Origin of the sequence: Alkalimonas mucilaginosa, from assembly GCF_036327005.1 — a bacterium.
In the GTDB taxonomy this organism is placed as follows: domain Bacteria; phylum Pseudomonadota; class Gammaproteobacteria; order Enterobacterales; family Alteromonadaceae; genus Alkalimonas; species Alkalimonas mucilaginosa.
On sequence record NZ_JAUGZK010000003.1, the window covers coordinates 386518 to 401433 of the forward strand.

A 14916-nucleotide genomic window follows, 5' to 3' on the forward strand; every position below is an offset into this window, starting at 1 on the left:
GCCGGAGCCTGTTATGCTTGCCGTGATCGGAGAACATGTTGTTGATCTGCTGCCCACCACCGATGGCCTGTACCGGCCGGCGCTTGGCGGCTCGCCCTTTAATGTCGCCATAGCTGCGGCTCGTCAGGGCATTGACGTGCGCTACTTAAGCCCGTTCTCCGACGATCGTTTTGGCCAGCAATTTCTGCACTACTTGCAGCAGCAAGGTGCCCAGTATGGCCTGTCTTTTTTTAGCCGGCAACCCAGCTCGCTGGCACTGATCAGTTTTGATCAGCACCAACAGCCAGCTTACAGCCTATACCGCCAGGGGGTGGCCGATCGCGCTGTCACCTCAGAGCAACAAATAGCCGCCCTGCCCGCCGACTGCCGCCTGCTGCACCTGGGCTCGCTGGCATTTGAGCCCGAAGATGCCAGCCGTATTCTGGCCGTGATGGCTTATGCCAGACGTCAGGGCATTCGGCTGGCGATTGATATCAATGTTCGGCTATCGGCGGTGTCTGATGCCAATTTGTACCGGGAGCTGCTGCTGAAAGTCATCAGCAAAAGCCATTACATCAAAGCCAGTGATGAGGATCTGCAACTGCTGTGGCCAGAACTCAGTGGCGATGAGGCGATTCAGCGCCTGCAACAACTGGCCCCTAGCGCACTGTTGGCCCTGACCAAAGGCGAGCATGGCGCCAGCCTGTACTGGCAGCAGCATCAACTGCATCAGGAGGTGATCAAGGCCGAGCCTTTTGTCGATGCGGTGGGCGCAGGCGATACCTTCTGGGCCAATTTGCTGGCGGCTTTGCTGCGTTTGCAATTGCCGGACGCCACAGACATCAGTGAGGCAGCCCTTAGCCAGTGCCTGCACCATGCCATGCTGGCGGCCAGCCTGAATATCCGCCAGGCCGGTTGCCAACCGCCAACGCAAGCTGCGTTGGATCAGGCACTGAGTCAGCCTTAATCATTTGGCTCTAAGGTTTTTTGCTTGATAACTGCTGCAAGCGCGTTTTGGCTTCAATCCACTGCCCCATAAACTTGGTGCTGCGATGGGCATGATGACGCAGCATCTGGCCGGTAAAGTTGCGCTCGCGAAACTTGGTAAGCTGCTCTCGCCGCTGCTCCAGCTCTGCCCAGACCCGCGCTTGCTCTGTGGTCGCATCAAAACGCTGCTTTAAGCAAACAAAGCCTTGCTGCTGTGCCTGCTGCCACAGGTCTTCATTTTGATACAGCGCTACCGCAGCATCTACCAGCGCAGCCTCATCATTGGCAATGCTGCCGGGCCAGGGCAAATCGCCGTGCATGCCCTCAGCCCCTATCGGGGTGGTGACGCTGGGGGTGCCTTGTTGCATCGCATCAAGCAGCTTGCCTTTTAAACCAGCGCCAAAAGCCAGAGGTGCCAGACAAACCCGGGCCTGCTGCATCACCAGCGCCGCATCCTCGGCCCAGCCTTTGATGTGAAAGCCAACTTTGGGCTGATGCAAGGCCGTTGCTTTGGGCGGCGGGTACGCGCCGTAGATATGCAGCTCAGCGCCGGGCAATCGGGCCCGGATGGCCGGCCATAGCGTGCGTAGCCACAGCACCGACTGCCAGTTGGGCGCATGGCGAAAATTGCCGATGGCAATAAAGTGCTGCCTATCAGAAAAAGCCGGACTGCTGCGATTTGGCGCTTCGGCAAAAAACGGGCAATAGCACAGCAGCTCGGCTGGCAACTGGTAATGCTGCGTCAATAGCTTCTGCTCGGCCTCGGAAATCACCAGAGTCAGATCGCAGCGGTAAATGGCTGCCACTTCGCGCTTTGCCAGTTCAGTATTTAACTGGTTAGGAGCAAGCTTTAACACATCGCCCTGCCCGGCTTTAAAGGCTGCTTGCCTGGCATCGCGCAGCGCATGCAGGTCTTCCATATCCAGAATACGCATCGCTTCTGGGCACGCCTGCTCAACCCGCCAGCCGAATTGCTCTTCCAGCATAAAGCGGTCGAACAGCACCGCTGTTGGCTGCATTTGCGCTACCCAGTCATCAAAACTCTGATCATTGAGCGCTATGCTGTGTTCGGTCACCTGCCAGCGGCTTAAATCAACCCGATGCGGGCTTTTTTCCGCCGCACTGGCAAAGATCACCTGCCAGCCCTGCTGCCGGTACATCCGAATTAAACTCAGCATCCGGCTGCCGGCTGCCGAGGAGTTAGGCTCTGGCCAGACATAGCCAATAATGATCAATAAAGGCACTTTCATTCGCTGCGATTTCACCTGGGGTCTCGGTATGATGGCGCAGTGTACCCCAGGATGATACCTAAAGGCGAAAGCAATGCAGCTGCAGCTGTCACTGTCGTTGAGATGCCAAGTTGAACATCGTACAATGCATAGCATCCGATGGTGGCATACGAGAAATAGCATGGCAAAGTCTCTGGCAGAACAATTATTGGGCGCAGGCCTGGTCAATGAAAAAAAAGTAAAGCAGCTTAAACGCGAGAAACATTTGGAACGCAAGCAAGATCCTAAAGGAAAAGCCAAACCCAATGCCGAGCAGCAGGCACGGCTGGATCAGCAGCGGGTAGAAGCAGCCGAGCGCGATCGTGAGCTAAACCGCCAACGCAAAGCCGAACAAGATGCCAAAGCCATGCGGGCGCAAGCCCTGCAAATGCTGCAGCACAACAAACAGCCGGTGGATGGCGATATTCGCTTTAACTTTACCGATCCGCGCACCAACAAAATCAAATTTTTGTTTGTCAGCGACAGAGTGCAACAGCACTTAAGCTCGGCCAAACTGGCCATTTGCGCTTACGATGAAGACTACTACGTGGTGCCGCGTCATGTGGCGGAGAAAGTGGCGGAGCGCTTTGCCGAATCATTAATTTATCTGGCGGATGAAAGCCAGCAGCAACCGGATGAAGATGATCCGTACAAGGACTTCCCTATTCCGGATGATTTAATGTGGTAGTTGCAGTTACGGCTCGAAGAGTTATCATTGGAATAGCCTACTTGCTATTGCTATTTTTTTGGCCCAGAGTTAAGCAACAAATAAAGATAACTTTGGGTTACTGGTTGGACACTGAATGAGCCGATCCGCAGGTCGTAGTTTGACTCTGACATTGCTGCTGCTTTTACCACTTTGTTTGGCTGCAGAGATGCATCATGTGTTTCGCCTTTCACCGGATAATGGCCTGAGCCAGGGGCATGTTAACCGCCTGCATCTCGATGCACATCACCAATTGTGGTTGGCGACCGATGGCGGTCTGGATCGTTTCGATGGCTATCAAAGCAGGTCCGTGCTCACTGAGCATTTACCTGCTAACACCGTGATTTACGATATGCACTGGCTAAGCAATCAGCAGGTGCATCTTGCCACCGCTCTTGGTTTGGTTGCGTTGGATTTGAGTACAAACCATAGTACATTGCTGCAACAACCCGACAGTGATCTCACCGATTACAGTGCGGAAGTAGTCTATCTGATCCGCCAGGACAAGAATGGCCGGCCACTCTATGCCGACTCGAGCCGGGTTTTTTCCTTACAGGATGGTCACCCCCATATTCATTTTACCCTGCCCAGTGTCGATATTCATCGTCATTACATAAGGGATCTGTTGGCGTTTGAGCACTATCTGGTAGTAGCCACCAGTCAGGGGCTCTGGTTGCACGATCGGGAGCTGAGCCATAGTTGGCAACTCGATTATCTGCCAGAAGCCGAGCGTGATCAGTTGGATAGCAAAGCTTTGGCTTATCACAACCAGCAACTGTACCTTGGAACAGTTCAAGGGCTCTATGCCATTGCCACAAAGAGTTTTTCCAAACTGCCGCCAACTGAGCTGCGCCATGCAATTACAGCACAAGTGCTGTTACCAGAACACAATATCTGGCGGATCCAACCGGAGCATGACCAATTACTGCTTGCTACAAACCATGGCTTACTAACACTGAACCCACTGAACCTCGAACACCAGTTACTCTTTCAACCTGGTAGTACCCGCTACGGCTATTACGACAACAGCATCATCGATTTTATCCGCGACAAAAATGACAACCTCTGGCTGGCTACCCGTGGTGATGGTGCCTATTACTGGCAATCTGCTGATGCCGTTTTTAGTAGTATTGTTAATACAGCGCAGCAGCAAAGCTTAAGTCATCCGTTTATTTTTGCCATGCATGCAGATACTGATGCGTTATGGATTGGTAGTCAGAATGGCTTGAATCGACTGGATTTAACAACGAATAAACTGGACTGGTACCTTGTTAACCCGGATGAGAAAGCAACAGAGTCAGAATCAAGCTTTTACAGTCTGCAGGCCTTACCCGATGCCGATGCACTCTGGCTTATGCATCTAGATGGCATTGCTTTGTTTAGTCGCAAGAAGAGGCAACTGCTACCACTACCAGCCGAAACACAGCAAGTGTTGGCGGCCCAACCATACAGCATGCAGCTAAGTCCAGAGGGTGTACTCTTTGTGCATAACCAGGCTGGATTATTTCAAATCAGTCCGGAGTTTGAAGCCAGTCGATTGTACGAGCTGGAGCAAGGCTTTGTCGGCGACTGGGCCAGCCACTGGATTGGCGCACACCCGCTGCGACAACAGCAAATGCTGCTGTATGACAATTTTACCATCTGGTCTGTCGATACCAGCACAGGTACGATGCAACCTTTATATCAACTGCCCAAAGGGCACCAGCAAAGCAGTGCTTATGTGGAAGGGTTTCTGGTGCGGGGCGACAGCATCTGGATCCTGTTTCATGGACTTGGCCTGGTAGAGCTGGATAAAGACACCTATCAAACAAAGCAGACGCTATTTGGCAGTGCAGCTATGCCTACCAATATCCTCTATCAATTGCATCAGGATACCGCTGGTATGCTGTGGATGAGTAGCCATTCCGGTTTGTGGCGCTTTAATCCGGAGCTTGGTCATTTCCGTCAATTCACCAGCCAGCAAGGGCTTGGCTTTCATGAATTTAATGGTTTTAGCAGCACCCAACTGCCCGATGGTAAGCTGGCTTATGGTGGTGTCAAAGGGCTGGTTTGGTTTGATCCTACAGATGTGACAGATCAGCAATCACCCCAACCCAGGCTGGGCTTTTCTCACCTGTCGTTGTTATCCAGAGAGCTGCCAGCATTATTACATCCGCAACAACAGCATGCGCTTGCCTTGCAGCATGATGACTATGGACTGCAAATTCATTTTTCCACTTTCAGCTACCGCCAGCAAACGGATATCAGTTACCGTATTCAGTTGGACGGCCCCAGCAGGATCCCGACCTTCACCAGTAAAGATCCATACCTGCTGTTACCTCAGCTATTACCAGGCAATTACCTACTGACGGTCACAGCTTTTGACCCGACATCAGAACAAAACAGTGAGCCAGCCCAACTCTCATTGCAAGTAGCTTATGCACCATGGAATAGCCCGCAAGCACGACTACTGTATTTACTTTGTTTCGTGGCAATAGTGCTGTTCTGGTTCCAGTGGCGGCAAAAACAAAAACTTCGGCTCATTCAGAAAAACAAAGAACTGCAGCAATCGAAAGAGCGATTGCAGTTAGCACTGGATATCGCCGACAGCGATGTCTGGAGCTGGAGTGCTGTCACCAATAGCTTACAACATCCGCAACGACAACAACTGCTGGCATGGTCAGCAGACGCAGAACCATCCTTCGAGCACTATGCAGAACACATACACCCAGACGATAAAGCCGATTACCTGCACGCTTGGAAAGAGTTATGCGCAGGGCTGAATGATCATTTTCAACAAGTCTATCGGGTACGTGATGCCGATCACAAGTGGCACTGGTTCAAGGACATTGGCCGGGTAACTCAACGGGATCAGGGACAGCTTATGCATGTCTCGGGTATTTACACCAACATCACAGCACAAAAGCTCACCGAGCAAGAACTGGAACAACTCATTCACTTTGATAGCCTGACGCAATTACCAAACCGCAGTTACCTGCTGCAACAAATGGATACGCTGCTGCAAATTGCCCCTGCAACAGGCTTTAGCGTGTTATTTATTGACCTGGATCGCTTTAAACACATCAATGACAGTATGGGGCATGAACATGGTAATACGTTGCTGCAGGTCATTGCCGCTCGCTTGCAAAGCCAGTTGCAACCAGGCGAAATTCTGGCTCATCTGGGCAGTGACGAGTTTGTCTATATCATGCTCTCCAGTGAGCAGGCACAAATTGCAAATAAATCAGGAGCTTTACATCGTCTCATTGCCAAGCCAGTGATGCTGGATCAGCAATTGGTCCGCATCAGTTGCTCTATTGGGATTGCCTGCTATCCAAACCATAGCTCCGACAGTTACGAGCTGCTCAAATTTTCTGATATCGCCATGGCCTTCGCCAAACGACATGGTGAACTGGACTTCGCTATTTTCGAAAGCTCAATGCCAGAACGTATCAAAGCAAAAATGCAGCTGGAATATCAGCTAAAACAAGCCATTCAACATCACCAACTGCAGAATTATTACCAGCCCATTGTCGACAGCAAACAACAAAAAACTGTCGGTGTTGAATTGCTCCTTCGGTGGAATAATGAAGGGCGCATGGTGTCGCCGGAGCAATTTATTCCGATGGCTGAAGAGCTGGATTTGATGGGGGAACTCACCTGGGGTTCGGTACAAAAAGCACTGCATGATTTGCAGCGCTGGCATCAAATGGGTTTTCCTTTGTATCTGTCCATTAATTTATCGGCCAGTCAACTCAGTTCCGAGTTACTGGCTGAACGGCTGGATAGCCTGATCCAGCAGCAAGCCCTCAATCCGGCGATGTTACGATTGGAAATTACCGAGTCTTCATTGATGAAGAACCGACGACAGGCCATTGACAATATGCAGCGGTTAAAACAGTTGGGTATACCATTGTATCTGGACGATTTTGGTACAGGCTACTCATCCCTGACCTACTTAAAAGATTTCCCGATTGATTTGATTAAAATTGATCGAAGTTTCGTATCTGGTGTGCAACAAGGAAGCCAGAATGCCATTTTAAACACCATCATTGCCCTGGCGCGCAATATGCAGCTGCCTTGCATTGCCGAAGGTGTTGAAACGCAGTATCAGTTGGAATACCTGCAACAGCAAGGCTGTCACCTGATCCAAGGCTACTGGTATTCACCGCCTTTGCCAAAAGATCGTCTGGAGCAGTTTTTACGCGCCGAGCAGCAAAGGAGTTAATTACCCATTTACTCAAGCAAATTGGCACAGTAAAAGTAGCCTTTGGATGGCTCAGGACATTTTCCATGAAAAATCCAAAATTGCCTCACAAATGGAAGGAGTCATATTTAAATCCGCACAGTAATTTCTTACCGCCAATGGTTTTTGATTGTGAAATAAAATCTGCTTAGCAATAAATAAAATCTGATGTTGAGGCTTAAGGTGCGGCTCTGTCACAGCCGTTGCATCGTGACATTTCATGATCAATTCACAGAGCTCCGCTTTATAGCCCCATAAACGCATAACATAGGCTGAGATCAGTTGGTAATCGGCACCATATTCTTGCAACATAGCCTCGTTGTGCAGGGTGCTTTCATCACTTCCTTCAGCCAATAAAATCATTTTGCCAATAAAGCTTAGCAATGCAGTCGCAAACAGCTCTTCTTGCGCATCGCGGTTAAGACCGCACGCTTTGGCAAAGGCTTTCACGCAACAAGCATAATCTGACGCAATGTCGAGCTGTCGTTGATGGCTTTCAGCCGACACGGACGTTTGGTAATTTTTAGAAATCGCCATTGAACTGACAACAGCCATCAGCATTTTGGTTCCTAGCCGGGACACAGCTGCATCGATCGATGAGGTATGGCACTGAAAACCAAGGTAAGCGGAGTTGGCCAATTGCAACACTTTGGCCATGATCACTGGGTCTTTGGCAACGACGGCAGCGATTTCATGGGCATCACTATTGTCATCATCGACCAACACTTTTAACTTGCGCAGCAAACCACCTGAAACCGGAAAGCTGGTCATAGCCCCCAAAGCGGTGCGCGCTGAAGGCGCAAAAGGCAACCGCTTAAGGTCTGCCACTGCTTCAAACAAGGATTGCACATCCTGTGCATTAAAAGGCTTAGCCAGATACGCATGCACTACATTAGGCTGACGCATCATAGTTGCCAAGGTCATGTCTCCGGTGAGCAAAGCACGAACCGGGTAGGAGTTTTCCTCGGTGCAACGTTCAAGCACATCCAACCCATGCATGTGCGGCATTAAGTAATCGCTGATCACCAAATCCACATGGGGGTGTTCACGCAGATAACACCAAAAAGGCTCTAGCTCACTGAAGGTTTCAATACAAGCTCCAGGGCACAAACGCTGCATTGTGCGCTTTAATGCTTTCAGTAAAAACGCATCGTCATCCAGCATCACAACCGTTATCGAGTGCATACTAGCCCCCTGTCGCACACTGCTGCGTGAAATGAATGAACTCTTTTGCTTTCATCGGCTGTGCCAGTAAAAAACCCTGAAATTGATCACACGCCATTTCTTTTAATAGCTCCAACTCAAAATGGGTCTCAACGCCCTCTGCAACGACTAACAGCTGAATATCGTGCGACATCCGAATAATGTTGCGTACCATGCTTTGTACAGCAAGTGAACTTTCAAGGTCATCAATCAGGCTTTTATCCAATTTGATTGCATCAGCCGGAAGCCTCGATAAGTAAGACAAGGAGGAATAGCCGCAGCCAAAATCATCAATGTAAATTTTGCAACCCAGCTCACGTAGGCACTGCATTTGCAGCTGACAATTTTGCAAATCCTGCACCAGGTAGGTTTCAGTAAGCTCAAAACAGAGCATTGATGGATCTATCTGATACTGCCTCAACAAATCAGCCACAAAGCTTACCAGGCTACTATCTTCTTTGAGCTGCCTGCCTGACACATTGACAGCGATCGGTAAAGTCCCTGCACCACTTTGTTGCCACTCTGCAAGCTGTTGACAAACGTTTTTCAACACCCAACGGCCAATCTCTAAAATTTGCCCATCCCGCTCAGCAATAGGAACAAAAACCGCAGGTGAAACCCAGCCATGCTTTTGCGGCTCAAACCAGCGCAACAAGGCTTCTGCCCCTACAACCTTGCCATCACAATTCATTTTTGGCTGAAACTTCAGTTGAAGCTGCTGCTCCAACTCCGGTTGCAACAAAGCTCTGCTGATTTCAAAATTTCGCCGGTAGTCCTTGACCAATTGCTCATCGAAACGGCAAAACGAGTGGCGGGCTGATTTCGCCTGATGCGTCATGCAAAGGCGCATTGGACTCAATAATTCTTTGAGAGATAGGCCGTCTTCCGGCGCCATGCCATAAACACCAAACAACCTGATTTGCCCCATTTTATACTGACGGGACATGGCTGTCTGAAACGCCTCACAGAACTGCTCCAAGCGTTGCAATACCCCCTGCTCACTATCAACATCCGTCAACAGCAGCAAGAAACGATCACTATTGAGGTAACACAGCTTCTCTGTGCCTTTGAGTGTTTGGACCAATGCTTCGGTAATGCTAACAACAAGCGGATCAGTGGTTCGAAAGCCCAACAGATCATTTAGCACGTCAAATTGACTGATACCAAGCGTGATAACAGAACAACATCGGTGCGCTTGCAGGCAGCTTTGCAGCACAGCAGATAATTCTTCCTCTGAGGCAAGCTGAACCTGAGGCGGAAAATCAGGCCCGCCAACCAGTGAAACTTCACGTGAAAGTTGAACGAGCTGTCCAAAATCATCCGTCAAATAACGCTCCAACAAGATGGGCTCTTGTTGACGGTCCCAGACCAGTAACGCATCCAACTTGCCCTGGCAAAAATGGAGCAAGTCTTGCACTTCAGAACCGCTCACCAAGAGTGACAATGCTTGTCCTGCGCCAGCTAGCTCCGGCAGTAAAAGTTGAGCTGCCGCATTAGCTCGTTGCAGGGTACCGGTTTTATCCAACTCAATAAGCGCTGCATGGCTGCCTAACAGCAATTGATCGCGCTCACTTTTTTGCTGTTGCCGGTAAAATGCGTTGTAAGCATCCTCGACTTGTTGCAGCATGTCGGACTCATCCCAAGGCTTTTCCAAGAAACGAAATGCAAGGCCGTCATTTAACAGCTCCACTACAGATTTATAGTCGGCATAGCCACTTAGCACCAAATTAATGGTCTGGGGCCAACGAGCCCGCACAACGCGCAACAGCTCAGCGCCGGACATTTCAGGCATTCTAAAATCAGTGATGATCACAGGGAAAAAACCTAATGTCAGCTGCTCAATAGCCTCGCTTCCACTGCTTGCCGTCACAACATGGTAGCCATGGCGACAAAACAAACGCTTTAGAGCTTTAAGCACACTTTGTTCATCATCAACCAGCAGAATTGCCTGTTGCATAATTACCTCACAAATGCCCGTAAATTAAGCATTTTCTGTACTTTGGCCAGTAGCACATCGGCATCAAATGGCTTCATTAAGTAATCATTGGCGCCAAGTTCCACCGCTTTTTCAAGCTCAGGCTCTGGTAAACCGGAAATAACCAGCAGCCGGATATCGTTAAACTCAGGCTGCTGTCGAATAACCCGGATCACATCAAAACCATTGAATCCGGGCATCGCCAAATCAATGGTCATCAAATCAGGGGCTTGTTGCAGTACCAGCATACCGGCTTCAAAACCACCCGCGGCTTCCACAACATCCAGTTCTAGTCGTTGCAAGGTTCGTCGGATGACAGAGCGAATACCCGCTTCGTCATCTACTACCAACACTCGCGGATGTGCGGACAGGCTTGGCGGAACAGGCATGCCCTGCTTTTCCAGAAACTCAATAAAATCGGCAACCTGCACCCGGTAATTGCCCCGCCCTGGTAGTTTGTGGCCTTTTAATTCACCAGATGCGATCCAGCGACTGACGGTTCGATGATGCACATCGCAATAGCTGGCAATTTCACTCGGTTTTAATGTTCTTAGCATAGTACAACTCAGCTAGCTTGATTTACTGTCGAGGATAGCATACATTTAATATGATTGCGACAAATGAGACAAATACGCCACCGAGAGGGCTTTATCATGACCGCTGCCACCGCCAAAAAACCTGTGATGCTGTGCGTTGATGACGAGCCAAGCATCTTAAATGCCCTCAAACGATTGTTTTTCCCAGTCGGTTTAGATATTGAGCTGGCGACCAACGGCCGGGATGCGATCAGGATACTGGAGTCAAAACAAGTACATCTGATTATTTCAGACATGCGCATGCCCGAAATGAATGGCGCTGAATTTTTAGCAAAAGCCCTAGAGATTCAACCCGATGCTTACCGGATCCTCATGACCGGTTACAGCGATATGACTTCAACTATTGCTGCCATCAACGATGGTCGCATTCACCGCTACGTGCAAAAGCCATGGAACAACAAAGATTTGCTCAACACTGTGAAAGATGGCTTAAAGCTGTTTCATCTCGAGCAAGCCAACAAACGGATGCAACAACAAATTGGCTTGCAAAACAAAGAGTTGAAAGAGTTAAATCATAACCTTGAGGAAATGGTGCATCAACGCACAGTTCAACTGAAGAAAACGCTGACACAACTCCGGGCCAGCATGGCGCGTTCTGAGCAAGAAAAACAAAATAACCTGGATATCCTCTACAACGTGATTAGCATACACCCTTCAATCAGCGCAGGTTTTGCCGCAAATGTATCCAACCTGGCTAAAGCCATTGCTGAAAAAATGCAGTTACCGGCCAAAGACATTGAAAACGTAGCTCTAACCGCCCTGTTGCATGAAATCGGCATGATTGGACTACCTGCTGATTTGTTAAAAAAACCCTACCATCAGCTGGAAGGGTTGGAAAAGCAGCAATTTATGGAGCACGCCTCGCATGCAGAGTTGATTTTATCACCAGCACCTCATTTACGCGCTGTTGTGGAGGGGATCTGCTGCCAGTATGCGCACTTTAATGGTTCGGGCTACCCGGCAGAGCTGAAAGAAACGCAGATTCCTTTACCTGCCCGCGTTTTAGCAGTGGCCAGAGATTATTGGTTGCTGATGACCCGTCGTAGTTACAGCAAGGTTTTAACGCCCAAAGAGGCGTGCACCATGATTATGCGAGCAAGCCACAGTTTGTACGACCCGGATGTGATTGTCGCTTTTGAAGCCTGCTATCAAAAAAGCCGTGATATTTTTATTAACAGTATTCGCGATGGTTTCAGCATTGATGAACTCAAACCCGGCATGCGACTCCGCTCTGCTCTTTACAATGAAACCAAAATTTTGCTACTACCTAAAGGCTGTGAGCTAACCCCCGCTTTGATTGATAAACTTAAAAAATATCAACGACAGCATCATCAAGAACTTAAGATTGATATCGCTCCGGAAGACTCCGTCGCAACAGCATCTGAAGCGCCGAATGCGCCAAGTGAGGCCTGAATGTTTTCCATCGACAGCCATCACATCACCGCATCAAGCACTGCCGAGGCGGCAGAGCAGCTCAAGTCGCAGCTTGTCAGCAACGACTGTCAGTTTGTGATTGGGTTTTGTGAAGCGGCCCTACTTAAAGCCTTGCCAGGCGAGCTGAACCTGACATCACCCTGCCTGTTTACCAGCTCCTGCCTGGGTAGTTCCAATGAGCAACAGCTATCACTGCAACAGCACAGCATCAGTATGCTGCAATTTAAAGATAAAGCGGGCTTTTATGGTGTTGCCAGCAGCCAGGCATCTACTGACGTCCGCTCTGCTGCAGCCCAAACTCTGCTTAACGCGATGGAAAAAAGTGGTCGCGGCCACCTTTCACCTCAGCTTATCTGGTGTTTTCAAACCCCTGGGCAAGAGGAGCAGGTACTATTGGGCATCCAGGATATCGTGGGCACCAAAGTGCCGGTTTTTGGTGGCAGCAGTGCAGACAATACCATCGAAGGACAATGGGGGCTGCATGATGGTAGCAAAAGACTGTCTCATGGCTTTATCATTGCGGTGCTCTATCCATCCGTACCTGTGCTCGGTTATTTTGGCAGTGGCTACGAGCTTACCGGGCGGTCAGGAACAGTGACAAAGGTCAGCGGAAGAAAGTTGCAGGAAATCGATGGCCAGCCGGCTGTCGATGTCATCAATACATGGCGAACACAACTCGGGCACCCTATGCTTGAAGATGGCAATGTGCTGGCTGCATCCACCATGACACCAATAGCACGACTAAAAAGCAGCAGCGATATTCCGTTGTTGCTGCTAAGCCATCCGGCAATGGCATCCAACGGCTGCCTGGATTTATTTTCAGAAGTGCATCCGGGTGAAACGCTGCATCTGGCCTCTGGTTCAACAAGGCAACTGCTCGAGCGCGGGCCTCAGGTCATTCGAACCGCTCGCGACATCGCGAAACTAAGGGGCATGTTGTCGCTTGAGGGAGCCATCATCATTTTTTGTGGTGGCTGTATGCTGGCCATTCAGAATGCCATGGCCGAAGTGCAGGCCGCCATGGCAGCGGAACTTCCGGATCTTCCTTTTATCATGGGCTTTACCTTTGGGGAGCAAGGGACCTTTAGCGATGGAGAAAGTCGCCATGGCAACCTGATGATTTCGTGCACACTGTTTGGAGGTGATCGTGAAACCTAACGAGAGCCTGTTGGATAAACTGCATCAGCTGCAAATCAAAAATAGGGAGCTGGAGCAGGTGCACTTGTTGCAGACACTTATTCTGGACGGCCTGCATGTTATTTTAACGATCGATGACATCGATACACTCTTCGCACAGTTTTTTGGGCTACTGCGCCAGGCGTTAAACTTTGATGCCGCTGTCATGACCCAACTAAGCAAAGACCAGACACAGCTACTTCCTGTTAGCAGCACAGAAACCGATAACAGTGGTGCACTAAGTATTGTGCAGCATGTCCACCAGAAAGGTCTGCAACGCCCACTGAATGCTTTTCATATTTCTTTACTGTTGGAAAAACCATTGCCGCTTAGCTCCCCTTGGGCCAACATGCGCTCACTGCTCGGAATTGATATTCGAACGCAGCATGCTGACTACCAGCTGTGGATTTTTTCTAGTCAACGTGCTGCCTTTGGGCCCCATGATCTGACTTTATTGCAGCAGTTTTCCAGCTTTGCCGGCAGTACCATAAACCAGGTGGAAAAACGTCGCCTGCAAGAACAACAAAAAGAGCTAGAAGCCAAGCAAGACCAGATTGAAAAAGTGCTGATGTCATCAGAAAAAATGGCCTCATTGGGCCAAATGGCCGCTGGCGTTGCACATGAAATCAACAACCCGCTCAGTTATGTACTTAGCAATATTCAAAACCTCGCCTACAACCACGAGCAGCTGCACCAGCTAATCGAAGCGCTAAAGCACGAAGTTGCTGCCGACAAAGCCCAGTCCATCCTTGAACACTACCGCTACCAAGCCATTTGTGCCGATACTGACGACATCATGGCTGAAATGACCGAGGGGGCAACACGGGTTAAAGACATCGTCAAAAGCCTAAGGCAATTTTCGCATCCGGACCAAAGCAAGGTTGACGATATTGATTTGGCCGAACTGATTGACAACACCTTGCGAGTGGCCTGGAATCAGATTAAGTACAGCGCCCAGGTTGAAAAGAATTACGGCAACAAACGCATTGTTGTCACTGCCAGGGCTGCTCAACTGTCACAGGTATTGCTGAATATACTGGTCAATGCAGCTCAGGCCTGCGATGACAACCGGGGGCTCATTCAAATTACCTTATGCGACGATAAAGACAACGCATTTATTGAAATTAAAGACAATGGTTGTGGTATCCCTGAAGACACCCTGTCCAAAATATTTGATCCCTTTTTCACCACCAAAGCCGTTGGCAAAGGCACTGGGTTAGGCTTGGCAATCTCCAAGGCTATTATTGAACAACACAGTGGTAGCATTCAGGTTATCAGTCAACCCAATCAAGGTACCAGCTTTGTGATCGCTTTACCGAAACAACCAGATCTTAGCAACTATCATGCAGATGACTATCTTTGAGACA

The 14916-nt window shown here is 49.6% G+C and carries 10 protein-coding genes; 6 read left to right on the forward strand and 4 right to left on the reverse strand.

From position 1 onward, the window contains the following. The first annotated feature begins 13 nt into the window (after positions 1 to 13). Complete coding sequence (locus tag QWF21_RS06145) at positions 14 to 946, forward strand: PfkB family carbohydrate kinase (RefSeq protein WP_330087165.1); 933 nt, start codon at positions 14 to 16, stop codon at positions 944 to 946. 10 nt (positions 947 to 956) lie between these two features. Here the strand turns inward: QWF21_RS06145 and QWF21_RS06150 are convergent, their stop codons facing one another. Continuing rightward, positions 957 to 2216 carry a glycosyltransferase gene (locus QWF21_RS06150; protein ID WP_407935263.1) on the reverse strand — a complete coding sequence of 420 codons (1260 nt, stop codon included), beginning with the start codon at positions 2214 to 2216 and terminating at the stop codon, positions 957 to 959. A gap of 160 nt (positions 2217 to 2376) precedes the next feature. Between QWF21_RS06150 and QWF21_RS06155 the strand changes: the two genes are divergently transcribed. Both QWF21_RS06155 and QWF21_RS06160 read left to right on the forward strand, forming a co-directional pair. After that, on the forward strand, positions 2377 to 2922 hold the full coding sequence (locus tag QWF21_RS06155; protein ID WP_330087166.1) for a DUF2058 domain-containing protein: 546 nt from the start codon (positions 2377 to 2379) through the stop codon (positions 2920 to 2922). 115 nt (positions 2923 to 3037) lie between these two features. Further along, positions 3038 to 7147, forward strand: a complete 4110-nt coding sequence (locus tag QWF21_RS06160; RefSeq protein ID WP_330087167.1) for an EAL domain-containing protein — start codon at positions 3038 to 3040, stop codon at positions 7145 to 7147. Between the two features lie 51 nt (positions 7148 to 7198). Here QWF21_RS06160 and QWF21_RS06165 read toward each other — a convergent pair whose 3' ends face one another. From QWF21_RS06165 to QWF21_RS06175, 3 genes are read right to left on the reverse strand one after another with little or no spacing between them, the layout of a single operon-like run. Continuing rightward, positions 7199 to 8350, reverse strand: a complete 1152-nt coding sequence (locus QWF21_RS06165) for an HDOD domain-containing protein (protein ID WP_330087168.1) — start codon at positions 8348 to 8350, stop codon at positions 7199 to 7201. 1 nt (position 8351) lies between these two features. Then, positions 8352 to 10325, reverse strand: a complete 1974-nt coding sequence (locus QWF21_RS06170) for an EAL domain-containing response regulator (protein ID WP_330087169.1) — start codon at positions 10323 to 10325, stop codon at positions 8352 to 8354. 2 nt (positions 10326 to 10327) lie between these two features. Beyond that, complete coding sequence (locus QWF21_RS06175; protein WP_330087170.1) at positions 10328 to 10900, reverse strand: response regulator; 573 nt, start codon at positions 10898 to 10900, stop codon at positions 10328 to 10330. A 96-nt stretch (positions 10901 to 10996) separates the two neighbouring features. Between QWF21_RS06175 and QWF21_RS06180 the strand changes: the two genes are divergently transcribed. From QWF21_RS06180 to QWF21_RS06190, 3 genes are read left to right on the forward strand one after another with little or no spacing between them, the layout of a single operon-like run. After that, a complete protein-coding gene (locus QWF21_RS06180; RefSeq protein WP_330087171.1) occupies positions 10997 to 12352 on the forward strand; it encodes an HD domain-containing phosphohydrolase in 1356 nt (451 codons plus the stop codon). Continuing rightward, positions 12353 to 13531 (forward strand): FIST signal transduction protein, encoded by a 1179-nt coding sequence (locus QWF21_RS06185; RefSeq protein WP_330087172.1) that lies wholly within the window; start codon positions 12353 to 12355, stop codon positions 13529 to 13531. After that, positions 13521 to 14912: a sensor histidine kinase gene (locus QWF21_RS06190; RefSeq protein WP_330087173.1), complete on the forward strand. Its 1392-nt coding sequence runs from the start codon at positions 13521 to 13523 to the stop codon at positions 14910 to 14912. Before QWF21_RS06185 ends, QWF21_RS06190 begins: the two co-directional genes overlap by 11 nt. Positions 14913 to 14916: the final 4 nt, after the last annotated feature.

What these genes read in the sequence shown, in the direction of transcription:
- QWF21_RS06180 (WP_330087171.1), top strand. Translation starts at nt 10,997, where the DNA reads ATGACCGCTGCCACCGCCAAAAAACCTGTGATGCTGTGCGTTGATGAC.
- QWF21_RS06185 (WP_330087172.1), top strand. Translation starts at nt 12,353, where the DNA reads ATGTTTTCCATCGACAGCCATCACATCACCGCATCAAGCACTGCCGAG.
- QWF21_RS06175 (WP_330087170.1), bottom strand. Translation starts at nt 10,900, where the DNA reads ATGCTAAGAACATTAAAACCGAGTGAAATTGCCAGCTATTGCGATGTG.
- QWF21_RS06170 (WP_330087169.1), bottom strand. Translation starts at nt 10,325, where the DNA reads ATGCAACAGGCAATTCTGCTGGTTGATGATGAACAAAGTGTGCTTAAA.
- QWF21_RS06155 (WP_330087166.1), top strand. Translation starts at nt 2,377, where the DNA reads ATGGCAAAGTCTCTGGCAGAACAATTATTGGGCGCAGGCCTGGTCAAT.
- QWF21_RS06165 (WP_330087168.1), bottom strand. Translation starts at nt 8,350, where the DNA reads ATGCACTCGATAACGGTTGTGATGCTGGATGACGATGCGTTTTTACTG.
- QWF21_RS06150 (WP_407935263.1), bottom strand. Translation starts at nt 2,216, where the DNA reads ATGAAAGTGCCTTTATTGATCATTATTGGCTATGTCTGGCCAGAGCCT.
- QWF21_RS06160 (WP_330087167.1), top strand. Translation starts at nt 3,038, where the DNA reads ATGAGCCGATCCGCAGGTCGTAGTTTGACTCTGACATTGCTGCTGCTT.
- QWF21_RS06145 (WP_330087165.1), top strand. Translation starts at nt 14, where the DNA reads ATGCTTGCCGTGATCGGAGAACATGTTGTTGATCTGCTGCCCACCACC.